Source organism: Streptomyces sp. NPDC059994 (assembly GCF_042737755.1).
Lineage (GTDB): Bacteria > Actinomycetota > Actinomycetes > Streptomycetales > Streptomycetaceae > Streptomyces.
The window spans coordinates 263,530-285,543 of the sequence record NZ_JBHWUR010000001.1; the positions used below are offsets into that span (position 1 = coordinate 263,530).

Below are 22,014 nucleotides of genomic sequence, written 5' to 3' on the forward strand. Positions count from 1 at the left end.
CCCCGTGCCGTGCCGAGCTACGGTTGAGGCAGATGTCAGTTCCGTTCCCGCGTGCCCCTGGAGGTGCCATGGCCGGGGAGGGCCACGACACCCCGCGCAGCCCGGTGCCCCGATTGCGGCTGGATGAGCTGCTTGACGAGCTCCAAGTGCGGATGGACGAGGTTCGCGGTACCCGGGACCGTCTCAACGGCCTCTTGGAGGCCGTCATGTCGGTCGGCCGTGAACTCGACCTCCCGCAGGTCCTGACCGGGATCGTGGAAGCGGCCGTGGTGCTCGTGGACGCGGAGTACGGGGCGCTCGGCGTGATCGGCGACGACCGGAGACTCGCGGAATTCCTTCCCGTGGGCATCAGCGACGAGCTGCGTGCCCGGATCGGTGATCTGCCCTCCGGACACGGCATCCTCGGAGAGCTCATCCGCCGGCCCGAGCCGCTGCGCCTGGCGGAACTGTCCGACCATCCCGCCTCGTACGGCTTCCCGGCCCATCATCCGCCGATGCACTCCTTCCTCGGTGTGCCCATCCGGGTGCGCGAGGAGGTGTTCGGCAACCTCTACATGACCGAGAAGCGGGGACGAGCTGAGTTCGACGCCGAGGACGAAGCCGTCCTGTCGACCCTGGCCGTCGCGGCGGGAATCGCCATCGAGAACGCCCGGCTGTTCGAGGAGGTCCGGGTCAGGGAACGCTGGCTGGAGGCCAGCTCGGACTTCACGAACGAGCTGTTGTCCGGCTCCGCCGAGATCCAGGTGCTGGAGGGGATGCTCGAAAGGGCCTGTGAGATCACCGCGGCCGACATGGGCGTCTTCTACCTGGTCGGTCCGGGCGGCGAACTGCGCGGCTCACTGGCCCTCGGGGAGGGAGCCGAGGCGCACCGCGGCATGGTGCTGCCGAGCAGCGAGGGGACCCTTGCCGCGGCCGCCCTCGCCCAGGACGGGCTGATCACCGTCTCCGACGTCGAGAGCGACGAGCGCGTGACCGTACAGCCTGAGCGCTGGACGGGCTTCGGGCCCGCGGTGGCGGTGACGGTGGGGACCAAGGAGCGGCTGAGCGGTGTGCTGATGCTGGCCCGCCGCCGCGGTCGCGCGCCGTTCGCCGCCATGGAGATCTCGGCTTTGCCGGGCTTCGCGGGGCAGGCGGCGCTCGCCTTGGAGCTTGCCGACCGTCGACGGGACGCCGAGCAGATGAGTCTGCTTGAGGACCATGACCGCATCGCCCGGGACCTGCACGATCTCGCGATCCAGCGGCTGTTCGCCACAGGAATGACCTTGCAGAGCGCCCGGCGCTTCGTGGAGCATCCCGAGGCGTCCGAGCGGCTGGCACGGGCGATCGACGAACTCGACGCCACCATCAAGATCATCCGGTCGACCATCTTCGGCCTGCGGGAGCACCAGGTGCCGGGTGCGGAGCCGAAACTCAGACTCCGTGCCGTGCAGGCCGTCGGCGCGGCAGCCGACGTGCTGGGCTTCGCCCCCGCCCTGCGGATGGAGGGCCTGGTCGAGACCGTCGTGTCGACGGCAGTGGCCGATGAGGCGCTGGCCGTGATCGGCGAAGCGCTCAGCAACGTCGCCCGGCACGCCCGTGCCCGGCACGTGGAGGTCTCCATCGCGGTGGCCGACGGCGTACTGGTGGTCGCCGTGACCGATGACGGCATCGGGTTCCTCCCGGACGGCGGACGGCGCAGCGGTCTGCGCAACCTGGCTGAGCGGGCGGAGAAGCTGGGCGGCCGGCTGACCGTCTCGGCGCGGGGCGGGGTGGGGACGGGAACCTGCCTCGAATGGACGGTTCCGCTGCCCGGGGCCGTCGTCTGATCCCGTCCGCTCCACAGCGCCTGTCAGCGCTTGTCCTCTTCGTGCTCGTGCACCTGGGCGGCGATGACCGCGGCCTGGACCCGTCGTTCGACGCCCAGTTTGCCGAGCAGCCGCGAGATGTGGTTCTTGACGGTCTTCTCGGACAGATAGAGCTGTGCGGCGATCTGCCGGTTGGTCAGGCCCGCGCCGATGAGTTCCAGCACCGCCCGCTCACGATCGGTGAGTACGGCCAGGCGCTCGTCCTCCGGCGGCTTGGCGGCCTCCGGGTCCCGCAGTGAGCGCATGAGCCGGGCGGTGGTCGCCGGATCGAGCATCGACTGCCCCGTCGCGACCGTCCGCACGGCGGCGACCAGGTCGGATCCCTTGATCTGCTTGAGGACGTATCCGGCGGCTCCGGCCATGATCGCGTCGAGGAGGGCGTCCTCGTCGTCGAACGACGTCAGCATGAGGCAGGCGAGATCCGGCATGCGCGAGCGCAGTTCGCGGCAGACGGTGATGCCGTCGCCGTCGGGCAGCCGTACGTCCAGGACCGCCACGTCCGGCCGCAGAGCCGGACCCCGGGCCATGGCCTGTTCGGCTGTGGAGGCCTCGCCCACCACCTCGATGCCGGGTTCGGCGTCCAGCAGGTCGCGCAGACCCCGCCGGACGACCTCGTGGTCGTCGAGCAGAAAGACCCGGATGGGCGCGCCGGGTGAGGCTGCCGGTGCTTCGGACATGTGAGCCCCTGTCGTCTGACCGCGGATCCCCTGCTGCACAGCCATTGTCTCAGGTGGGGCGTGCTCTCACCCGGTCGCGAGGACACCCGTGACCGCTCACTCGGACAGCGGGAGGTCGCACACTTCGCCCGGTGCCACCAGCACCCTGCGGTCCGGCAGCCCGATCTCCAGCGGCGAGCGGTCGGACGGCGGCACTTCCACCCGCAGCTGTCCCGGTGTTATCCGCACGCGTACGTCCCAGTGGCCCCGGTGGCGGATCGCGAAGCCGTACTGCGAGAGCCCGGTCAGTGGCACGGGATCCAGGCACAGTGCGTCCGCCCGCACGTGCAGCCCGGTGAGCCCGCGCTGGACGAGGTCGAGTGTGCCCGCCATGGCGCCGAGGTGGATGCCCTCGCCCGTGGTGCCGCCCTGCACGTCCGCGATGTCCCCGCGCAGCGCCTCCTGTACGAACTGCCAGGCCTGGGACCGCCGGTCGCGCGCCAGTACCCAGCCGTGCACCAGGCCGCTGAGGGTGGAGCCGTGGCTGGTGCGCAGCAGATAGTGGTCCACGGTGCGGCGCCAGACCTCGTCGTCCAGGCGGTAGCCCAGCCGTGCGAACAGGTCGCTCAGTTCGGCGGGCCGGAAGAGGTAGCCGAGCATCAGCACATCCGCCTGTTTGGAGGCCTGATAGCGGTTGACCGAGTCGCCCTCGGCCTCCAGGATCCGGTCCAGCCGGCGGATGTCCCCGTACCGGGAGCGGTAGCCCTCCCAGTCGAGCTCGGCCAGCTCGCCGTAGCCCTCGAACTGGCTGATCACACCCTCGTGGAAGGGCATGTACAGCTTGTGCGAGACCTCCTGCCACCGGGACAGCTCCCGGCCGTCGCAACCGAGGCGCTCCGCGAGTTCGCGGCGGCGCGGCTCGGGCAGCGTGCCCATGAGGTCCAGGGCGCGCGTCAGGACCCAGGCGGCGGTCGCGTTCGTATAGGCGTTGTCGTCGAGCCCCGGCTTCTTCGCGTCCGGGTAGGCGTCGTGGTACTCGTCCGGGCCGAGCACCCCGCGGATCCGGTAGCGGCCCAGGCCGTCGTCGTACTCCGCCGAGTCCGACCAGAACCGGGCGATCTGCAGCAGCATCTCGGCGCCCTTGGTGTGCAGGAAGCCGATGTCGGCGGTCGCCTCGCAGTAGCGCCAGACGTTGTAGGCGACGGCCGAGCCGACGTGGTGCTGAAGGTGGGAGCGGTCCGGGAGCCAGTGGCCGGAGCGGGGGTTGAGATGCAGCCGCGGGCTTTCCTCGCGGCCGTCACTGCCGCTCTGCCACGGATACATGGCGCCGGCGCGGCCGGACTCGCGGGCGGCGGCGCAGGCCTGCCCGAGCCGCCGGTGGCGGTAGGTGAGCAGGGCGCGTGAGACCTCGGGGAAGTGCAGGTTGAGATAGGGCAGTACGAAGAGTTCGTCCCAGAAGACGTGGCCCCGGTAGGCCTCGCCGTGCAGACCGCGCGCGGGAACCCCGGCGTCGAGGTCCGCCGTGTGCGGAGAGAGCGTCTGCAGGACGTGGAAGAGGTGCAGCCGCAGGATACGGCCGGGCTCACCCGGAACCTCCAACTCGGCCCTGCGCCACAGCTCCCGCCACGCCGCGCGGTGGGTGCCGAGGAGCACGTCGAAGCCGGGGGCGGCGTTCACGCGGTCGACCGCCGCCCCGAGCGGGTCGCTGATCGCCCGGTCGCGCGAGGTGTGCAGGGCGACCGTCTTGTCGACGGTGACGGTGAGCCCGGGGGAGAGCGGGATCCGCAAGCGCTGGACCGCTCTGTGCTCGCCGCTGTGCGTCTCGGCACCGGAGGGGGCCGTGGTGCGGGCGGCCATGCCGACGCGGATGTCGGAGGAGCTGGTGCGGCACCGCAGCCACATCGTCTCCGGCCCGGAGGTCCCGGTATGGACATGCGTGAGATGGGTGGAGTTGAGCGAGCGGTAGCGCTCGACACCGCTGTTGCGCACGCCGCCGTCGAGCGCGGACTCGACCTCCAGCACGCCCTGCCAGTTCCCGGCGGTGAACTCCGTACGCAGAGCGGCCAGATGGGGATCGCCCATGTGGACCAGGCGCCGCTGGCGCACGGCGAGGGCACGGCCCTCGGGGCCGGTGTAGCGCACCTCGCGCTCCAGGATTCCGGCGCGCAGGTCGAGCCACTGGCGGTGGGAGTCCAGCGCCTCGCCGTCGGGGGTGAACCAGGCGCCCTGTCCTTGCGGGTCCAGGATCCGGAAGCGCAGCGGCAGCCAGTTGGGCAGGTTGACCATGTCCTCGCTGACGACCTGGCGGCCCGCGACGGTCGAGGTGAGACGGTTGTAGCAGCCCGCCGCGTACGTCCCCGGATAGTGGATGTCGTCCGCCGCGCACTCGGGCGCGGCACCACGGGTGGCGAAGAGGCCGTTGCCCAAGGTGCACAGGGACTCGCGCAGGCGCTCGCGTGCCGGGTCGTACCCCTCGTACTCCCACGTCCAGTCGTTCACGGGCCCGCTTCCTCGGTGAGTAGTTCGGCGAGGTCCCGGACGACCAGATGCGCGCCGTGCCGCAGCAGGGCGCCGCCGGTGCCGGGTCCCGCCGTCCGGTCCACGCCGACGACCAGCGCGAAGCGGCCGCGCCGCCCGGCCTCGACACCGGCGAGCGAGTCCTCCACGACGGCGGTCCGGGTGAGCGGCTGGCCGAGGCGCCGGGCGGCCTCCAGGAACAGCGCGGGATCGGGCTTCCCCGGCAGTCCCAGACGGCTCGCCTCCGCCCCGTCGACCAGTGCTTCGAACAGGTCCAGCACCTGGGCGCGGTCGAGGAGCTCCCGGGCGTGCCGGGAAGCGGAGGCGGCGGCGAGCTTGACGCCCTCGGCGCGCAGCGCCCGCAGCAGCCGCACCGTCCCCGGGTAGGCGGGGATGTCGCCGCTGCGCAGCCGGGCGGCGAAGAGCTGCTCCTTGCGCTCGGCCACGAGGGCCACGGCGTGATCGTCCGAGGGCAGCCCCCGCGAGGCGAGGAAGGACGCGGCGCCGTCGTGCCGGGACTTGCCGTCGACGTAACGGAGGTAGTCCGTACGGTCGTCGAACGGGCGCCGCTGTGCCGGGTCGGGAGGCGGGTGTTCCCTCAGATGGGCGTCGAAGGCCGCCTTCCAGGCGGCCGCGTGCACCCGGGCGGAGTCGGTGATCACCCCGTCGGTGTCGAGGACCACCGCCGCGATCCCCTTCAGCGGCCCGGCGATCACGGTCGGGTGGCGGGGCGGATGCCGTACGGCGGCGTGGCGCGCGGCCCCCGGTGGTGGACGGGTCCGGGCCCGGTGTCGCTGGCGCATGCGGTCATGAGCGGCTCCTCCGTGTCACTGCGAGCAGTATGGAACGGTCAGCCGTGCTGGGGCACGATCGCCACCGGGCAGTCGGCGTGGTGGAGGAGGGTGTGGGCGACCCGGCTCAGCTGGAGCCCCAGGTGACTGTGGCGCCGACGGGCGCCGAGGACCAGGAGGTCCGCCGTCGCCGTGCGGTCGCGGAGGACTTTGTGGGCCGGTCCCTCGGACGTCGTCCGCAGGACGTCGAGGCCCGGGTGGTCGCGCAGGGGCTCGCCCAGCGTGTCGTCGATGAGCGCGGCGGCCCGTTCCTTGTGGTCGTCGGCGGGCCCGTTCGCCAGGGACGGGTGACCGGCGCCCTCATGGGCGGGGCAGCGCCAGGCGCGGACCGCTTCCAGCGCGCATCCACGGGCCTCGGCCTCGCGCAGGGCGAAGCGGGCCGCCGCTCCTGCGGTGTCGGCTTCCCCGATGCCGAGGACGACGCGGTGGTGCCGGGCTTCGAGGCTCTCCTCGGTGCCGCGCACCACGATCACGGGGCAGTGCGCACGGGAGGCGACGGCCAGGCCCACGGAGCCCAGGAGCAGTTCGGTCACCGGCCCCCGGCCCCGTGAACCGGTGAGGAGAGCGGTGGCGTTGTGGGCCTCGTTCAGCAGTGCGGTCTCGGGGGCCTCCGGCAGCTCCTCGGTGGAGATCACCAGATCCGGCACGCGCCGCCGAGCGCGCTCGGCGGCCGAGTCCAGGAGGTCTTCCGAGGGGACTTCAGCCGAGGGGATCACATATCCGTACGGATACGGGGCGATCTCGTACCTCTCCCAGAGCGAGGCGTGGACGATGCGCAGCGGCAGCCCCAGGCGTTCGGCCTCGTCCACCGCCCAGTCCAGTGCCCGAAGACTCGACTCGGAGCCGTCGACCCCGACGACCAACGGCATCCTCATGGCGGCCATCACCTCTCACCTCGGACAGGGCTCTTCGCTGCCACAGTCGCCCCTTGACGGCGGTGTTCGACAGGTCCGGTTCGGCCCCTGTCCGGGCCATCCGGCCCCTTCCCCGGGCCGTTCGGCACTGGGGCGCACGTCAGGAGGGGTGGAAAGTGGGGGAAAGACCGGGAAAAGGGCCGTTGCGGATGAGGACGGGGCAGAGACGATGGAGTATTCGGTGCTCGACACACAGACGGTGACCGCGCTCGTCAACGACGCCACGACCGCGCCGTCGCTGCACAACGCCCAGCCGTGGAAGTTCGTCTTCCGCCGGGAGTCCGGCGTGCTGGAGCTGCACGCGGACCCGAGCAGGTCCCTGCCACACACCGATCCGGCGGGGCGGGCACTGCACATCAGCTGTGGGGCCGCGCTCTTCACGCTCAGGGTCGCGGCCGCCCACCGGGGCTGGGAGCCGGAGGTCTCCGTACTGCCCGACGCCGCCCGGCCCGGTCTGCTCGCCGCCGTGCGCCTGGCGAAGCCTCCGCGCGCGGTCGAGGAGCTGGCGGCGCTCCACGCGGCCGTGCGGCGCAGGCACACCAGCCGCTTCCCGTTCGCGGACACACCTGTGCCGCAGGAGGTCAGGGAGGCGCTCGCCGCCGCGGCGCTCGCGGAGGGCGCGTTGCTCGTCTTCCCCGGGGCGTGGCACGTAAAGGCGCTGCTGGACCTCGTCGAGGACGCGGAGCGGCACGACTCCGAGGACCCTGAACGCGTCGCCGAGCTGGGCCGGTGGACCCGGCTGGGCGCGGCGGCCGCCGACACCGCTGCCGACGGTGTACCCGAGTACGCCTTCGGGCCCCGCAGGCGGACCGGCGGGGCGGCGGTGCGGGACTTCGCGGCGCGGCGGCCGGTGGCCGACCGGGGCGCGGTGGACTTCGAGTTCCTGCCCCAACTCGCCCTGCTGGGAACCGCGGAGGACGATCCCGCGGCGTGGCTCAGGTCCGGCCAGGCCCTGCAGCGCGTTCTGCTCCTGGCCACCTGCCACGATCTCGCCGTGGGCCTCAGCAGCCAGGTCCTGGAACGCGGTGAACTGCGCTGGGCCGCCCGAGATCCGCTGACCGCGATGTCGTACGTACAGATGGTGCTGCGGATCGGTTACGGGCCGACCGGGCCGAGCAGCCCCCGGCGCAGGGTGCGCGACGTGGTGACCTTCGCCTAGGGCGTTGGACACGCGTCGGTCCCTGGCCGGAGCTGCCGCCGGTGCCTACAGGACGGTGCTGCCCAGCGGCCGGTCCGGGCCCGCGCCCGGCGGGACGAAGAACAGGGCGGAGCCGAAGTGTTCGACGAACGGGCCGAGTGCGTCGTGGCCCGCGAGGCGGCGTTGTACGCGGGTGAACAGGTTGGGGTCGTTCATGTACGCGAGGAAGAGCAGGCCCTGGTCGTCGGGGGCGTTGTCGTAGGAGTATCCCCGGCGCAGTATCCGGGCCCCGCCGTCGAATCGGGGGTGGGCGAGGCGGACGTGGGCGTCGGCGGGGAGCAGGTAGCTGCCCTGCGACGTCTTGGCGAGGAGATCGACCTCGGTGTGTTCGGGGCCGCCCTGGAGGGGGCCGCCGTGCGGTTTGCGGCGGCCCACGACGCGTTCTTGGCGTTCGACGGGCAGACTGCCGAACTCGGCCGTCGCCAGGCGGATGCGGCGCACCACCAGGTAGGTGGCGTTGTGGTGGGGCCCGGGGCCGAGCCACACCCACCGTTCGGCCTCCTTCGCGTTCGGATTGGCGGTGCCGTCCTTGAAGCCGAACAGGTTGCGGGGGGTCTCTCCTGGCGGCGTCGCGGGCAGGACGCCCGCCTGGTGCCAGCGCGGGCGCAGCACGCCCGGCACGGCCCGCTCCAGCCGCCGCGCGAGGTCGGTGCAGACGGCCGGGGTGCCGGCGCAGATCTGCAGGAACACCTGGCCGCCGCCGGCTTCGGGGCGCAGCCGGTCACCGGCGAAGGCGGGGAGGGCGCGGAGCGCCTCCGGTGTGCGCGAGCCGAGGCGGGGGAAGAAGGCGGGGCCGAGACCGACCGTGACGGTCGGCCCGTCGCGGACGGTGGACGGGCGGGCGGTGAGCAGGGGCGTCCACGCGGCGAACATACGGCGGACGGCGTCCCGGCCCGACGGACCGTGGGTGCCGGGGCTCAAGTCGTAGGACAGCAGCAGCACACGGGGAGGCTGCGGGTCCGTCACGCCCGGCTGGCGGACGGACTGGGAGGACGGGGCGGGCACGGGGGTGCGGTATCCCTGGCAGCCGGTCACGGCGGCGGCCGTGCCCAGGGCGGCCAGCCCGCCGAGCAGGCCGCGCCGGGCGGGCCCGTTCACGTCGGCGCCCCCGGCGGGACCGCCGTCCGATGAGCTTCGTGCGGAAGAGGCACGCTGTTCATCCCCCTTCATGCCGGTCACACGGCAAGTAGTAGTATAAGGGGTGTAGTTCGCATTCGCGGCACTTCGCACGATACACCTGGCGCCGGGCTCGCTCTCGTTTCTCGTCTTCTGCCGCGGCGCCGGCTCGGCCTGCCCGTCGCCGCGCCGCTCCTGTTCGTTCCGGCGTGTTCCGGCCCGGCGGACGACTCCGCCCCGCCCGGTCGCGGCCCGGCCGCCACCCTGCGCGTACCGCGCGACTTCGGGTCCGTCCAGCAGGCGGTGGACCACGCGCCTCCCGGGGATCCGGTGCTGGTCGCGCCCGGCGTCCACCGGGAGAGCGTCACGGTCGCCGCGCCCCGCGTCGTCCTGCGCGGCACGGACCGCAACGGCACGGTCATCGACGGCGCGTTCCGCCGTGCCAACGGCGTCACCGTGACCGGGGTGCCGGGAGGCGTCGGTCACGCCGGTCAACAGCACGCCGTCGGCGCGGTGGTTGCGGACCGTCAGATTCTCCACAGCCGACCCCGGCGGCGCCGGGGGAGCGGGGTACGAACGGCTCGACACCAAGGCGTACCCCCGCGCAAGGGCTACCGGCCGTCCGACGTCACGGCTCGCAACAACGCGCTGTACGGCATCCACGCGTTCGACGCCCGCGAGGGGATCGCCGAGGACTCGTACGGTACGCCTCCGGCCAGGCCGACTCCGGGATCTATGTGGGCCAGTGCCGCCCGTGCCTCACCACGGTGCGGCGCAACACCGTCGGGCAACGGGACCTGTCCGCACCGGGAGGAGCGGCTCGTCTGCGTCGACCTCGCGCGCCAGCTTCTGTGTGTGCGGCGCGACGGCAAGGTCATCTACCCGGCGGTGGTGGTCCGCACCGGGCGCTGGGGCCAGCAGACCCGCAACGGCTGGCACGAGATCACCGAGCGCCGCATCGACGACCACTCCGAGCCGTACGACAACGCGCCCATGCCGTACTCCCGGTACTTCTCCGGCGGCCAGGCCTTCCATGGCGTCCACGGCGACCTGTTCAACGGCGGCGGCTCGGCCGGCTGCATCAACCTCCGGCTCCGCGACGCCCAGCTGCTGTGGAACACCACGGACCTCGGCGACGCCGTCTTCATCTGGGCCCGCAAACCAGCGACGTGAAGGACCGCCCCGGTGTATCCGTCGTAGCTCACGGGTGAGTCCTCGGCCTGATCACTTCTGTCCGCCCTTGCCTCCCTTTCCCTTGCCCTTTCCCTTGCCCTTATCCCTTGTCCGGCAGGTCAGGTCAGGTCAGGTCAACGCAGCGGTCACCGGCTGCGCGGGCACCGCCCAGAATCGGATCCGGTCCGAGGGCTGACCCGGGCCCGGCCGGGCCGAACCGGTCCGCCGACCGCACGGGCCCCCGAGCGCATCCGCCCCGGGGGCCCGGCGTCATGGCTCCACCGGCCCCGGCACCTCGTACGACCCGTGCTTCAGCCACCGCGTGTACGCCGGGCTGCCGGCCCGGGCGTTCGCGTAACCGGTGTGCACCCGGCGGAGGATCTCGGTGTCGTGCGGGGCGAGCGGTCCGTCGCGGCGCCAGGCCAGAACATGACGGTAGTGGAGGGGATTTCCGGCCAGCGGGCGCACGGCGACACCCGGGACCTCGATGAACGTGGCCTGGCACAGGCTGACGGCCAGCCCGGCCCGTACGATCTCGATCAGCTGGCGCCCCTCGGCCTCGTACGGGGCCGAGGGGCGGCGGTGTGTCAGGGCGCAGACCGACGACCAGTACTCGCGGGTGCGGTCCCGGTCCGGGCCCGGCACCGCCCAGTCCTCGTCGAGGAGCTGGGCCAGGGCCACCTCCCGCTGGGCGGCCAGCGGATGGGCCGCTGGCAGCAGGGCGAACACCGGCTCGGTGGCGAACGGGACGAGGACCACCCCGTCGCGGGGCAGGAGCTCGTCGTGCGGGTTGTCACCGAGCACGGCGGCTTCCAGACGGCCCGCCGCCACGTCCTCCAGCAGGGGCACGGGGGAGGGGTGCGAGCGGGCGGTGACCTCGGTGCCGGGCAGCAACTCCCTTACCGCCAGGATGAGATGGCCGAGAAGGGGGCCGCCGACGGAGCCGAGGCGGACGCGGTGCGGGGCCGACATCCGGCGGGCGGCGCGGGTGGTGTCCGCGAGCAGACCGTCTACTCCGGGCAGGATCGACTGGGCGCGGGTGAGGACCAGTTCACCGAAGCCGGTGGGGACCGCGCCGTCCCGTCTGCGGTCGAAGAGCGCTCCGCCGAGCATGGTCTCGATCCGGCGGAGCTGCGCGCTGAGCCCGGGCTGGGTCATGCGCAGCGCGGCGGCCGCCTTGGTGAGGCTCCCGGCCTCCGCGATCGCGCACACCACTCGCAGGTGCCGCAGCTCCAGATCCATGGCGCGGATGTTATGGAGCGACGACATCTTTCGGACAGGGGCGAGACCCCTCCACTCTTATGTGAAATGTCACATGCCATTCATATGGAGGTCGCGAGTCCATGAGAAGCACCGCTCCTGTCCCTTCCCCCAAGTCCGCGCGCGCCGAGCGTCCTTGGCCGGCTCTGCGCCGGACCCTGCAGCTGCCCGCCCTGGCCGTCACCGTGCTGCTCCTCCTGCTCGGCGTGGCGCCGTCCCCGGCGCAGGCCGACACCGCCTCCGACTGCGCACTGCGCGGCACGACCGGCTGGTCGGACGAGGGCCACAGCACCGACCGCACTGTCTTCCAGCGCTCGACCGGCACCCTCAAGGTCGCCATGATCTTCGTGGACTTCCCGGACGCGGCGGCCACCGAGGCCCCGGCAGATGACGCGGCGCAGCTCACGCCCGGCGCGAACTGGCTGTGGAACGCCTCGTACGGCAAGGCGTGGCTCGCCATCAGCGAGCACCGGTGGTGGGTGCGCATGCCGCACGACTCCACCTCGTACGGCTTCGCGCGCGGGCTGAGCCACGAAGCGCACGAGGCGTACCTCAGGGACGCGGTGAGGGCCGCCGACCCGGCGGTGGACTTCTCCCGGTACGACATGGTCTACGTCGTCCCCACCAGGAACGCGAAAGCCATCTCCTTCACGCCGACCTATGTGTACCAGCCGGGCACCGCGGGCGTCGTCGCCGACGGTGCGACCGTGAAGTGGGCGGTCACCTTCGGCCAGGACATGTGGAACTGGGGCCCCAAGCTGGTCGGCCACGAGACGGCGCACACCTTCGGCCTGCCCGACCTGTACGCCTTCGACGCGGGCGGCGACGCGCACCGGTTCGTCGGCGGCTGGGACGTCATGGGCCTGATAGGCGGGAAGGCACCGCAGTACTTCGGGTGGGAGTCGTGGAAGCTCGGCTGGACCGACGACGGCCAGGTCGCCTGCCAGGCATCGCGCGGCACCCGCACGGTGGACCTCACCGCCGTCGAGTACGGCAGCGGGACCAAGATCGCCGTGGTGCCGACCGGGCCGACGACCGCGTACGTCGTCGAATCGCGCCGCGCGGTCCAGGCGGACACGGCGGCCTGTTCGACCGGCGCGCTCATCTACAAGGTCGACACATCCGTGCCGACCGGATACGGGCCGATCCGCGTCGTGGACGCCAAGCCCGCCGCCACTCCGGCAGGCGGCTGCCGTCCGCTGGACGACGCGCCGTACTGGTCCGGCGAGTCGTTCGCGGACCCCGCGGCCGGGGTGCGGATCGAGGTGCTGAGCGCCGACGGGTACGGGGAGCGGGTCCGCATCACCAAGTCATAGGCCGAATCGGGGAAGGCGCGTCCGGACAGCGGAGGCCCCGGTTCGCGGACCGGGGAAGTCATGGCCCGGACCACGCGGATGTGCCCCGGAACCGCGAACGGTTCCGGGGCACACCCGTGGTCAGGCCGCCTCGGGGAAGTGGCAGGCGACCTGGCGTGCCTCGCCCGGTGCGGCGATCCGCAGCACGGGCGCCTCGCTGCGGCAGCGGGCCTGCGCCTTGGGGCAGCGGGGGTGGAAGGAGCAGCCCGGCGGGGGTGCGGCCGGGCTCGGCGGGTCGCCCAGGAGCGTGATGCGCTCGCGGGCCCGTTCGGCGGCCGGGTCGGGCAGCGGGACGGCGGAGAGCAGTGCGCGGGTGTAGGGGTGGGCCGGGGCCGCGTACACCCGCTCCTTCGCGCCGATCTCGACGATCCGGCCCAGGTACATGACGGCGACCCGGTCGCAGACCCGCTTGACCACCGACAGGTCGTGGGCGATGAAGAGGTAGGCCAGACCGAGTTCCCGCTGCAGGCGTTCCATCAGGTTGACGATCTGGGCCTGGACGGAGACATCGAGGGCCGAGACGGGCTCGTCCGCGATGACGAGCCGCGGCCGGGTGGCCAGCGCGCGGGCGATGCCGATGCGCTGGGCCTGGCCGCCGGAGAACTCGTGCGGGAAGCGGTCGATCTGCTCGGGGATGAGCCCCACCAGCTCCATCAGCTCGGCGGCCCGCCGGCGCGCGTCCGCCGCCGAACTCCCTTGCACCAGCAGGGGGTCGGAGATGATCCGTGCGACGGTCTGGCGCGGGTTGAGTGAGGAGTGCGGGTCCTGGAAGACCATCTGGATCTCGCGGCGCAGCGGCTTGAGGTCGCGCTGGGAGAGATGGCTGATGTCGTGGCCGTCGTAGGCGATCGATCCGCTGGAGGGTTCCAGCAGGCGCACGATCGTGCGGCCGGTGGTGGACTTGCCGCAGCCGGACTCGCCGACCAGGCCGAGCGTTTCGCCGGGTGCCACGTCGAAGCTGATGCCGTCGACCGCCCGTACGGGAGCCGAGCCGCGCCGCCGGGCCGGGTACACCTTCGTCATGTCCCGTACGGACAGCAGAGGTTGGGTCGCTGTGGTCATGAAGGGGCGCCTTCGTACGTGGGGAGGTGACAGGCGGACGCGTGGCCGGCGGGCCCGGACAGCAGGGGCGGTTCGGTCTCGCAGCGCAGCCGCTCGCTCGCGGCGGCCGACGCGGCCCGCGAGCAGCGGGGAGCGAAGGCGCAGCCGGGAGCCGGGGTGAGCAGGGACGGCGGGCTGCCGGGGATGGCCCGCAGCGGCGCGTCGTCGGGGTCGTCGAGGCGGGGCAGCGAGTCGAGCAGGCCACGGGTGTAGGGGTGGGCCGGGGCCGCGAACAGGGTGTCCACGGGGGCCTGTTCGACCGCCCGGCCGCCGTACATCACCAGGACGTCGTGGGCGACGCGCGCCACCACCCCCAGATCGTGGGTGATCATGACGACGGCGAGCCCCCGCTCCTGCTGCAAGCGGGCGATCAGTTCCAGGATCTGGGCCTGCACGGTGACGTCGAGCGCGGTGGTCGGCTCGTCCGCGATCAGCAGCTCGGGCTCGCAGGCCAGCGCCATCGCTATCATCACGCGCTGGCGCATGCCGCCCGAGAACTGGTGCGGGTACTCGCCGACCCGGCGCCGCGGCTCCGGGATGCCGACCTCGGCGAGCATCTCCACCGCACGCCGGCGGGCCACCGCGCGGCCGGAGCGGAAGTGGACGCGGTGGTGTTCGGCGATCTGCTCGCCGACCGTGTAGTAGGGGTGGAGGCTGGAGAGCGGGTCCTGGAAGATCATCGCCATCCGGCGGCCGCGCAGCCGGTTCAGCTCACGCTCCGTCAGGCCCACCAGCTCCTGGCCGTCGAGCGCGATGGAGCCGGTGACCTTGGCGCCGGTGTGCAGGCCGAGGACGGCCATGGAGGTGACGGACTTGCCGGAGCCGGACTCTCCCACGATGCCCAGGGTGCGGCCCCGGTGGACGTCGAAGTCGAGGGAGTCGACGGCCCGTACGGGACCGTGCTGCGTCGGGAAGGTGACGCTCAGGTTCCGCACGGACAGCAGGGGTTCGCGCGCGTCCCGCAGGTGCGCGGCTCGGGGTGGGAGTGCGGGCGAGGTGGGGCGGGGCGCGTCCATCAGTACCTCACTCGCGGGTCGACGACGGCGTAGAGCAGGTCGACGGCCAGGTTGGCGACGACGATGAAGGCGGCGGCGAGCAGGGTCACGCCGAGGATGACGGGCTGGTCGCCGCTGGACAGGGCGCCGTAGAAGAGCCGTCCGATGCCCGGCAGCCCGAAGATGGACTCGGTGATCACCGCGCCCGCGAGCAGTCCGCCCAGGTCCATGCCGAAGATGGTGAGGATCGGCGTCATCCCCGCCCGCAGCCCGTGCTTGACCACGACCGTGCGGCGGGGCAGGCCCTTGGCGCGGGCGGTGCGGATGTACGGCTCCGCCATGGTCTCGATCATCGAACTGCGGCTCTGGCGTGCGTACATGGCCGCGTACAGGACGGCGAGCGCGAGCCAGGGCAGGAGCAGGTTGGACGCCCAGTGGACCGGGTCCGAGCCGAAGGGCACGTACTGCGGATAGGGCAGCAGCCCGGCGGTTCTGATCAGGCCGTAGATCAGCATGATGGAGGTGAAGTAGACGGGCAGCGAGGCGGCGGCGACCGCGCCGACCATCAGGACCTTGTCGGTGAGGGTGCCCTTGCGCAGCGCCGCGGTGACCCCGGCGGACAGACCGAGCACCAGCCACAGGACCGCCGAGCCGAGGGCGAGCGACGCGGAGACGGGCAGCCGGTCCATGAGCAGGCCCCACACCGACTCGCTGTTCTCGTACGAGTAGCCCAGGCACGGGAAGTCGCAGTGCAGCGCGTACTGGCCGCTGCCCATGGTGCGGCCGGTGAAGATGCCGGAGGCGAACTCCCAGAACTGCTTCCACACCGGCTGGTCCAGGCCCATGTGGGTGCGGATCGCCGCCAGACGTTCGACGCTGCACGACTTGCCGCACGCGGCGGCGGCCGGGTCGGACGGCAGGACGTAGAAGATGGTGAAGGTGACGGCGGCGATCGCGATCAGGACCCCGGTCATCCCGAGCAGCCGGCGGCCGATGTAGAGGATCATGAGCGGCTTCCCCTCGGGTCGAGGATGTCCCGCAGCGCGTCGCCGAGCAGGGTGAAGGCGAGCACCGTGAGGAAGAGGCAGGTGCTCGGGATGACGAAGTACATGGGGTCCGTGTCGTAGAAGGCGACGCTCTCGGCGATCATCTGGCCCCAGGAGGGGGTGGGCGGGCGGACGCCGACGCCGAGATAGCTCAGGGCCGCCTCGGTGGCGATCATGCCGGGGATGATCAGGGTGGTGTACGCGATGACGGGCCCCGCGACGCCCGGCAGGATGTCGCGGGTGAGGATCCGCCAGGAGCCCGAGCCGTTGACCCGCGCCGCGTCGACGTACTCGCGGTGCTTGAGCGAGAGGGTCTGGCCGCGGACGACGCGGGCGATGCCGGGCCAGCCGAACAGGCCGATCACGGCGGTCATCAGGGCGATGCGGTTGACGTCCTTGGCCACCGACATCATCGCGATCATGAAGATGAGGGAGGGGAAGGACATGGTGAGGTCCATGAGCCTGCTGAGGACCGTGTCGGTGCGCCCGCCGAAGTAGCCGGCCGCGATCCCGGCGGCCGTACCCGCGACCACGACGATCACGGTCGCGGTGAAGGCGATCAGGAGGGAGACCTGGGCGCCGTGCACGACCCGGGCGAACAGATCGCGCCCGGTGACGGGCTCCACTCCCAGCCAGTGGTCGGCGGAGACACCGCCGAGGGCCCCGAGCGGCTGACCGCCCAGGTACGGGTCGACGGCGGTCTTGTCGAACTCCTCGGGCGACCAGCCGCCGAGCCTGCTCAGCAAGGGGGCGGCGGCCGCCATGACGACGAAGAGCGCCACGACGGCGAGGGAGATCTTGACGGAGGTGCGGCGGCGCAGTTCCGCGCGGGCCAGCTGCCAGGGGCCGCGGCCCGCCGGCGCGGCCGCCGGTGCGAGGGTGGTGGTCATGATCCGGCAGATCCTCAGCCCTGGCTCTTCGAGGGGTCCTTGAGGCCGGCCGTGGCGTAGTCGAGCTGACCGCCGAAGGAGGTCTGGCCGTAGGCGCCCGCGATGTTGGTGCCGAGCACCAGCGGCCAGCGGCGCACCAGGACCGGTACGGCCGGGGCCTTGGCGAGGATCTCGCCGTCCAGCTGCTGCCATGCGGCGTTGGCCTGCTTGGCGTCCGTCATGGCGGCGATCTCGTCCATCTTCTTCATGGTGGCGTCGTCGCGGAAGAGCGAGTGGTTGCCGGAGTTGCCCTTCTCCTTGATGTAGCGGCCGTCGAAGACGAACGGCAGGAAGGTGGATCCCGACGGGTAGTCGGGACACCAGCCCGTGTAGACGATGTCGGTCCGGTTCTTGGTGTCCCCGATCGTCGCGTAGAACGCGGACGGGTCGACGGTCTCGATGGTGACCTTGATCCCGGCCTTGCCGAGCGCCTGCTGGATCGCCTCGGCGCGCCCCTTGTCGCCGGTCGAGACGGTCATCATGGTCGTGAACCCGTCCGGCTTGTCCGCCTCCTTGAGGAGCTGCTTGGCCTTGGCCACGTCGCCGGCCACGGGCACCTTCACGGTGTCCGGCTGCTTGCCGCCGAAGAGGGAGGCGGGCATGTACGCGGTGGAGGGGTCGTTGAAGGCGGGGCCGCCGGACGCGGTGAGGACCGCGTCCTTGTCGAGGGCGTACTGCACGGCCTGACGGACCTTCACGTTGTCGAACGGGGCGCGCCCGGTGTTCATCTGGACCATGTCGGTGCAGTTGGTGGACTCGGCGATCAGCCGCTTGCGGACCTCTGCGCTGGGCAGCACCTTGGCCGCGCTCTCCGGCCGCAGGGCGCCCCAGGAGACGGCGGAGGCGTCGGCGCCCTGGGAGGCGATGAGCCGGTCGTCGATCTGGTTGGCCTTGAGTCCCATCACCATCACGAGCTTGTCCGGGTACGCCTTGCGCACCTGGTCGGTGGCGGCGTCCCAGTGGCTGTTGCGGACCAGCACCAGCTTCTTGCCCCGCTGGTACGACTCGATCTTGTACGGTCCCGACGAGAACGGCCGGTTGTCGTACTGGGGGCCCTTGTCCTGAGCCTGGGGGACCGGTGCGAAGGTCGGCATCACGGTGGCGTTGGGGAACTCCGCGAAGGGCTTGCGCAGCTCGAAGACGATCGTGTGGTCGTCCGGCGTCTTGACGGAGTCCAGGTGCTTGCCCTGGGCCGGGCCCTGGTAGCCGTCGGCGCCGGCGAGGTAGCGGGCCGCGTAGTCGGCGCCGCCCGGCAGGTCGGGCGAGAAGGAGCGCTCCACGTTGTACTTGACGTCCTGGGCGGTGACGGGGCTGCCGTCCTCGTACTTGACCCCCGGCTTGAGGTGGAAGGTCCAGGTCTTCGCGCCGTTGGATGAGGTGCCCAGATCGGTGGCCAGGTCGGGTACGAGCTCGCCGCCGCCGGTGCCGGGGGCCGCCTTGTAGGTGACCAGGGTGCGGTAGAGCAGCCGGGTGCCGAAGTCCATGTCGTTCATGACCCAGTTGCGGGCCGGGTCGAGATGGGTGAAGTCCTGGTTGGACAGGACGGTCAGGGTGCCGCCCTTCTGGGGAGTGCCGCCCACGACGGTGCCGGCGTTGGCGGTCGCCGGGTTCTTGCCCCCGGCGTCCGGGCCCGCGTCCGAGTGCTTGGTCTTCGAGCAGCCGGTCGCCCCGAGGGCGAGGGATGCCGCCAGGGCGGTGGCGAGGGCGGTGAGGGTGCGCTTGTTCATCAGTGGTCACTCCGGAGCGCGAGAGCAGTCTGACAGCCAGAGCTGGCTGGAATGTGACCTGTAACATAGTAATGTGAAATTGTACTGACAACCCATTGGTCGCTCCTTTACCTACTCGTGTCCCAATGAGCCGTTGCGGCGCACCCCTTGGCCAACGCAGTGCAATGTGAAATATTACTGCTGTGCCCACGAGAACATCCTCGGACGTCATCGTCATCGGTGCGGGCGTGGTCGGCGCGGCCTGCGCCTACTACGCCGCACGCGCCGGCCTCACCGTCACCGTCGTCGACCGCGGCCCCGTCGCGGGCGGCACCACCGGCGCCGGTGAGGGCAACCTCCTGCTCTCCGACAAGGAGCCCGGCCCCGAACTCTCCCTCGCCCTCGCCTCCGCCGAGTTGTGGCGCGAGCTGGCCGGACTGCTCCCGCCGCAGATCGAGTACGAACCCAAGGGTGGCCTGGTCGTCGCCTCCGGCGAGGCCGGGATGGCGGCACTGCGCGGCTTCGCTGCCGGACAGGAGAGCGCCGGTGTACGGGTCAAGGAGATCCCGGCGGACCGCTTGAACGACCTGGAGCCCCACTTGGCCCCAGGCCTGGCGGGCGGCTACCACTACCCGCAGGACGCCCAGGTCATGCCCGCCCTCGCCGCGGCCCATCTGCTGCGCGCGGGGGGCGACCGGATCCGACTGCGGCTCGGTGAGGAGGTCACGGCTCTGCTCACCGGGGAGAGCGGCGAGGTGAGGGGGGTCCACACGGCGAGCGGCGGGCGGATCCACGCCCCGTACGTGGTGAACGCGGCGGGCACCTGGGGCGGCCAGGTCGCCCGGCTCGCGGGCGTGGAGCTGCCCGTCCTGCCGCGCCGCGGCTTCGTCCTGGTCACCGAGCCGCTGCCGCGCGTGGTGCGGCACAAGGTGTACGCGGCGGACTACGTCGCCGACGTCGCCAGCGACTCCGCGGCGCTCCAGACCTCGGCTGTGGTCGAGGGCACCGCGGCGGGCCCGGTCCTGATCGGTGCCAGCCGGGAGCGGGTCGGCTTCGACCGCACCCTGTCCACCGAGGCGCTGTGCCGTCTCGCCGCCCAGGCCGTCGCCCTCTTCCCGGTCCTGGGCACCGTGCGGGCGCTGCGTACGTACGCGGGCTTCCGCCCCTATCTGCCCGACCATCTGCCCGCCATCGGCCCCGACCCCGAGGTCCCCGGCCTCCTGCACGCCTGCGGCCACGAAGGAGCGGGGGTCGGGCTCGCCCCCGTCACCGGGCTGATCGTGGCGGCGTGTGTGACGGGCGGCCAACTGCCGCTGGACATCGCCCCGTTCGCCCCCGGCCGGTTCGCGGCGAAGGGCTGAGCCGAGCCCCGCTCGCCCTCCGCGCGCGCCTCCTCCCGGACTTCCCGGAAGAGCGCCCCTGTCATCCCCCTCGTCCGTCCGCTCCGTACGCCTGTGGACGGACCGGCCCGCCCGCTGCACAAGGAGGCTTCCCGTGGCCCGAACCCCCGCCGACCTGGTCGGGACGCGCACCGGCCCATCGTTCGAGATCACCTTCGAGGACCGGCCCGTGCCCGCGCTGCCCGGCCAGTCCGTCGCCGCCGCGCTCTGGGCCTCGGGCATCCTCGCCTGGCGCACCACCCGCGCCACCGGCCGCCCGCGCGGTGCGTTCTGCGGCATCGGGCAGTGCTACGACTGCCTCGCCACCATCAACGGGCAGCCCAACCGCAGGGCCTGTCTGGTGCCGGCCCGCCCCGGAGACACCGTGGTCACCCAGGAAGGACACGGCCATGCGTCCCTCGGCTGAGACGCCCGCGGCGCCGGAGGAGCGCGACCCCTACGATCTCGCGGTGATCGGCGCGGGCTGCGCCGGGCTCGCCGGTGCCGTCACCGCCGCCCAACTCGGCCTGTCCGTCGCCCTGCTGGACGCCTCGCCGCAGATCGGCGGCCAGTTCTTCCGGCACCCCGCACCGGCCACCGGGGCGGCCCGCCCCGAGGCCCTGCACCACGACTGGTCCCTCTTCACCGGGCTCCGCCGTCGCCTGGAGGCGAGTGCGGTGGACCGTCTCGGTGGCCACCACGTGTGGACCGTCACCCGCGACGGCGACGGAGGCCCCTGGGTGGTGCACGCCGTCACCGGGGCCGACGGAGGCGAGGAGCGGCCGGTGCGGATCCGGGCCCGGGCGGTGCTGCTCGCGACCGGCGCGTACGAGCGCCAACTTCCCTTTCCCGGCTGGACGATCCCCGGTGTCGTGGGGGCCGGAGGGGCCCAGGCCATGCTCAAGTCCGGCCTCGTGCTCCCCGGCCGGCGTGTCGTCGTGGCGGGCAGCGGACCCCTGCTGCTCGCGGTCGCCTCCTCGCTGGCCGCCGCCGGGGCGCAGGTGCCCGCCGTCATCGAGGCGTCCGGCTACCTGGGCTACGCCCGCCACCCGTACGCGCTCGCGGCCAACCCGCGCAAGATCGCCGAGGCGGCCGTGCACGGCGGTGCGCTGCTGCGCCACCGGGTACGGCTGCGCACCCGCAGCGCCGTCACCGAGGTGCACGGCACCGAACGCGTGGAGGCGGTCACCGTGTCCCGGCTCGACCGCGACTGGCGGCCCGTACCCGGCAGCGGTCGCCGGATCGAGTGCGACGCGGTGGCCGTGGGCCACGGCTTGGCACCGCAGATCGAACTCGCCACGACCCTGGGGTGCGCCACCCGCAGCACCCCCGACCGGACCACCGCCCTGGTCCTGGACGCCTCCCAGGAGACCTCGGTACGAGACCTGTGGGCGGCGGGGGAGACCGGCGGTGTCGGCGGGGCCCGACTGGCGGGCGTGGAAGGCGAGTTGGCCGGACTCGCGATCGCCGCCCGGCTGCACGGGCGCCCCACCCGTCGCGGCCGCGCCCGGGAACTGGAGCGACGCCGGGACCGGATGCGCGCCTTCGCCGACGCCATGGCCGCCGCGCACGCACCGGGTAGCGGCTGGCCGCAGTGGCTCGCCGACGACACCGAGGTGTGCCGGTGCGAGGAGGTGACCGCGCAGAGCGTCCGCGCGGCGGTCACCGACCTCGGAGCGCGCGACGCGCGCACCGTCAAGCTGTTCACCCGGGCCGGGATGGGCTGGTGCCAGGGCCGGATGTGCGGTGCGGCCGTGGCCTGTCTGGCCGCGCGGCGCGGCGACGCGGACCCGCTCGCGGATCCGGCCCCCGAGCGGCGGCCGTTCGCCGTGCCGGTACCGCTCCGCGCACTTGGCTCGCTCGACGGCCCCGTTCCGGCCCCCCATACGGACTGACCCAGGTGCGAGCCCCTCCAAGGGCTCCCCGCACCACCGTGCTGCCCCCCGTGCAGCCCCTTGCACCCACTAGTGAAAT

Annotated in this window: 18 protein-coding genes; 7 read left to right on the top strand and 11 right to left on the bottom strand. The window is 72.4% G+C overall.

The annotated features are described in order from the left end of the window. Positions 1-68 precede the first annotated feature (68 nt). Positions 69-1,805 (top strand): GAF domain-containing protein, encoded by a 1,737-nt coding sequence (locus ACFWA7_RS01285; protein ID WP_385820094.1) that lies wholly within the window; start codon positions 69-71, stop codon positions 1,803-1,805. 23 nt (positions 1,806-1,828) lie between these two features. Here the strand turns inward: ACFWA7_RS01285 and ACFWA7_RS01290 are convergent, their stop codons facing one another. From ACFWA7_RS01290 to ACFWA7_RS01305, 4 genes are all read right to left on the bottom strand, one after another. Then, positions 1,829-2,521, bottom strand: a complete 693-nt coding sequence (locus ACFWA7_RS01290) for a response regulator (RefSeq protein WP_385820096.1) — start codon at positions 2,519-2,521, stop codon at positions 1,829-1,831. A gap of 96 nt (positions 2,522-2,617) precedes the next feature. Continuing rightward, entirely contained in the window at positions 2,618-4,999 is a 2,382-nt protein-coding gene (locus tag ACFWA7_RS01295; RefSeq protein ID WP_385820098.1) for a glycoside hydrolase family 65 protein, read from the bottom strand. After that, positions 4,996-5,820, bottom strand: a complete 825-nt coding sequence (locus ACFWA7_RS01300; protein ID WP_385545073.1) for an HAD family hydrolase — start codon at positions 5,818-5,820, stop codon at positions 4,996-4,998. The genes ACFWA7_RS01295 and ACFWA7_RS01300 overlap by 4 nt, the downstream gene beginning before the upstream one ends. A gap of 47 nt (positions 5,821-5,867) precedes the next feature. Beyond that, positions 5,868-6,743, bottom strand: coding sequence for a universal stress protein (locus tag ACFWA7_RS01305; RefSeq protein ID WP_385820100.1), 876 nt, complete (start codon positions 6,741-6,743; stop codon positions 5,868-5,870). Positions 6,744-6,951: 208 nt separating this feature from the next. Here ACFWA7_RS01305 and ACFWA7_RS01310 point away from each other — a divergent pair, with 208 nt between their 5' ends. Then, positions 6,952-7,941, top strand: a complete 990-nt coding sequence (locus tag ACFWA7_RS01310) for an Acg family FMN-binding oxidoreductase (protein ID WP_385820102.1) — start codon at positions 6,952-6,954, stop codon at positions 7,939-7,941. A gap of 45 nt (positions 7,942-7,986) precedes the next feature. On the opposite strand, the gene ACFWA7_RS01315 is transcribed toward ACFWA7_RS01310, so the two are convergent. Further along, on the bottom strand, positions 7,987-9,078 hold the full coding sequence (locus ACFWA7_RS01315) for a Dyp-type peroxidase (protein ID WP_385820104.1): 1,092 nt from the start codon (positions 9,076-9,078) through the stop codon (positions 7,987-7,989). 321 nt (positions 9,079-9,399) lie between these two features. Here ACFWA7_RS01315 and ACFWA7_RS01320 point away from each other — a divergent pair, with 321 nt between their 5' ends. Continuing rightward, positions 9,400-10,269: a L,D-transpeptidase family protein gene (locus ACFWA7_RS01320; protein ID WP_385820106.1), complete on the top strand. Its 870-nt coding sequence runs from the start codon at positions 9,400-9,402 to the stop codon at positions 10,267-10,269. A gap of 270 nt (positions 10,270-10,539) precedes the next feature. Here ACFWA7_RS01320 and ACFWA7_RS01325 read toward each other — a convergent pair whose 3' ends face one another. Beyond that, on the bottom strand, positions 10,540-11,511 hold the full coding sequence (locus ACFWA7_RS01325; protein ID WP_385545059.1) for a LysR family transcriptional regulator: 972 nt from the start codon (positions 11,509-11,511) through the stop codon (positions 10,540-10,542). A gap of 101 nt (positions 11,512-11,612) precedes the next feature. On the opposite strand from ACFWA7_RS01325, the gene ACFWA7_RS01330 reads away from it, so the two are divergent. Then, entirely contained in the window at positions 11,613-12,845 is a 1,233-nt protein-coding gene (locus ACFWA7_RS01330; protein ID WP_385820108.1) for a M6 family metalloprotease domain-containing protein, read from the top strand. Positions 12,846-12,965: 120 nt separating this feature from the next. Here the strand turns inward: ACFWA7_RS01330 and ACFWA7_RS01335 are convergent, their stop codons facing one another. From ACFWA7_RS01335 to ACFWA7_RS01355, 5 genes are read right to left on the bottom strand one after another with little or no spacing between them, the layout of a single operon-like run. Then, a complete protein-coding gene (locus tag ACFWA7_RS01335) occupies positions 12,966-13,946 on the bottom strand; it encodes an ABC transporter ATP-binding protein (protein ID WP_385545053.1) in 981 nt (326 codons plus the stop codon). Continuing rightward, positions 13,943-15,001, bottom strand: a complete 1,059-nt coding sequence (locus tag ACFWA7_RS01340) for an ABC transporter ATP-binding protein (protein ID WP_385545051.1) — start codon at positions 14,999-15,001, stop codon at positions 13,943-13,945. The genes ACFWA7_RS01335 and ACFWA7_RS01340 overlap by 4 nt, the downstream gene beginning before the upstream one ends. Continuing rightward, positions 15,001-15,987, bottom strand: coding sequence for an ABC transporter permease (locus ACFWA7_RS01345; protein ID WP_385820110.1), 987 nt, complete (start codon positions 15,985-15,987; stop codon positions 15,001-15,003). Before ACFWA7_RS01345 ends, ACFWA7_RS01340 begins: the two co-directional genes overlap by 1 nt. Next, positions 15,984-16,916, bottom strand: coding sequence for an ABC transporter permease (locus tag ACFWA7_RS01350; RefSeq protein ID WP_385545046.1), 933 nt, complete (start codon positions 16,914-16,916; stop codon positions 15,984-15,986). The genes ACFWA7_RS01345 and ACFWA7_RS01350 overlap by 4 nt, the downstream gene beginning before the upstream one ends. A gap of 14 nt (positions 16,917-16,930) precedes the next feature. Next, positions 16,931-18,682 (bottom strand): ABC transporter substrate-binding protein, encoded by a 1,752-nt coding sequence (locus tag ACFWA7_RS01355; RefSeq protein ID WP_385820112.1) that lies wholly within the window; start codon positions 18,680-18,682, stop codon positions 16,931-16,933. 182 nt (positions 18,683-18,864) lie between these two features. On the opposite strand from ACFWA7_RS01355, the gene ACFWA7_RS01360 reads away from it, so the two are divergent. The 3 genes from ACFWA7_RS01360 (at position 18,865) to ACFWA7_RS01370 (ending at position 21,935) form a co-directional block, all read left to right on the top strand. Further along, the gene (locus ACFWA7_RS01360; protein ID WP_385820114.1) at positions 18,865-20,022 is read left to right on the top strand and encodes an NAD(P)/FAD-dependent oxidoreductase; all 1,158 of its coding nucleotides are present in this window, start codon (positions 18,865-18,867) and stop codon (positions 20,020-20,022) included. A gap of 133 nt (positions 20,023-20,155) precedes the next feature. Beyond that, positions 20,156-20,467 carry a (2Fe-2S)-binding protein gene (locus tag ACFWA7_RS01365; RefSeq protein WP_385545040.1) on the top strand — a complete coding sequence of 104 codons (312 nt, stop codon included), beginning with the start codon at positions 20,156-20,158 and terminating at the stop codon, positions 20,465-20,467. After that, on the top strand, positions 20,451-21,935 hold the full coding sequence (locus tag ACFWA7_RS01370) for an FAD-dependent oxidoreductase (protein WP_385820116.1): 1,485 nt from the start codon (positions 20,451-20,453) through the stop codon (positions 21,933-21,935). Before ACFWA7_RS01365 ends, ACFWA7_RS01370 begins: the two co-directional genes overlap by 17 nt. Positions 21,936-22,014: the final 79 nt, after the last annotated feature.

Coding starts and splice junctions, on each gene's coding strand:
- ACFWA7_RS01285 (WP_385820094.1), top strand. CDS start 69: ATGGCCGGGGAGGGCCACGACACCCCGCGCAGCCCGGTGCCCCGATTG.
- ACFWA7_RS01290 (WP_385820096.1), bottom strand. CDS start 2,521: ATGTCCGAAGCACCGGCAGCCTCACCCGGCGCGCCCATCCGGGTCTTT.
- ACFWA7_RS01300 (WP_385545073.1), bottom strand. CDS start 5,820: ATGCGCCAGCGACACCGGGCCCGGACCCGTCCACCACCGGGGGCCGCG.
- ACFWA7_RS01305 (WP_385820100.1), bottom strand. CDS start 6,743: ATGAGGATGCCGTTGGTCGTCGGGGTCGACGGCTCCGAGTCGAGTCTT.
- ACFWA7_RS01310 (WP_385820102.1), top strand. CDS start 6,952: ATGGAGTATTCGGTGCTCGACACACAGACGGTGACCGCGCTCGTCAAC.
- ACFWA7_RS01325 (WP_385545059.1), bottom strand. CDS start 11,511: ATGGATCTGGAGCTGCGGCACCTGCGAGTGGTGTGCGCGATCGCGGAG.
- ACFWA7_RS01330 (WP_385820108.1), top strand. CDS start 11,613: ATGAGAAGCACCGCTCCTGTCCCTTCCCCCAAGTCCGCGCGCGCCGAG.
- ACFWA7_RS01335 (WP_385545053.1), bottom strand. CDS start 13,946: ATGACCACAGCGACCCAACCTCTGCTGTCCGTACGGGACATGACGAAG.
- ACFWA7_RS01340 (WP_385545051.1), bottom strand. CDS start 15,001: ATGGACGCGCCCCGCCCCACCTCGCCCGCACTCCCACCCCGAGCCGCG.
- ACFWA7_RS01345 (WP_385820110.1), bottom strand. CDS start 15,987: ATGATCCTCTACATCGGCCGCCGGCTGCTCGGGATGACCGGGGTCCTG.
- ACFWA7_RS01350 (WP_385545046.1), bottom strand. CDS start 16,916: ATGACCACCACCCTCGCACCGGCGGCCGCGCCGGCGGGCCGCGGCCCC.
- ACFWA7_RS01355 (WP_385820112.1), bottom strand. CDS start 18,682: ATGAACAAGCGCACCCTCACCGCCCTCGCCACCGCCCTGGCGGCATCC.
- ACFWA7_RS01370 (WP_385820116.1), top strand. CDS start 20,451: ATGCGTCCCTCGGCTGAGACGCCCGCGGCGCCGGAGGAGCGCGACCCC.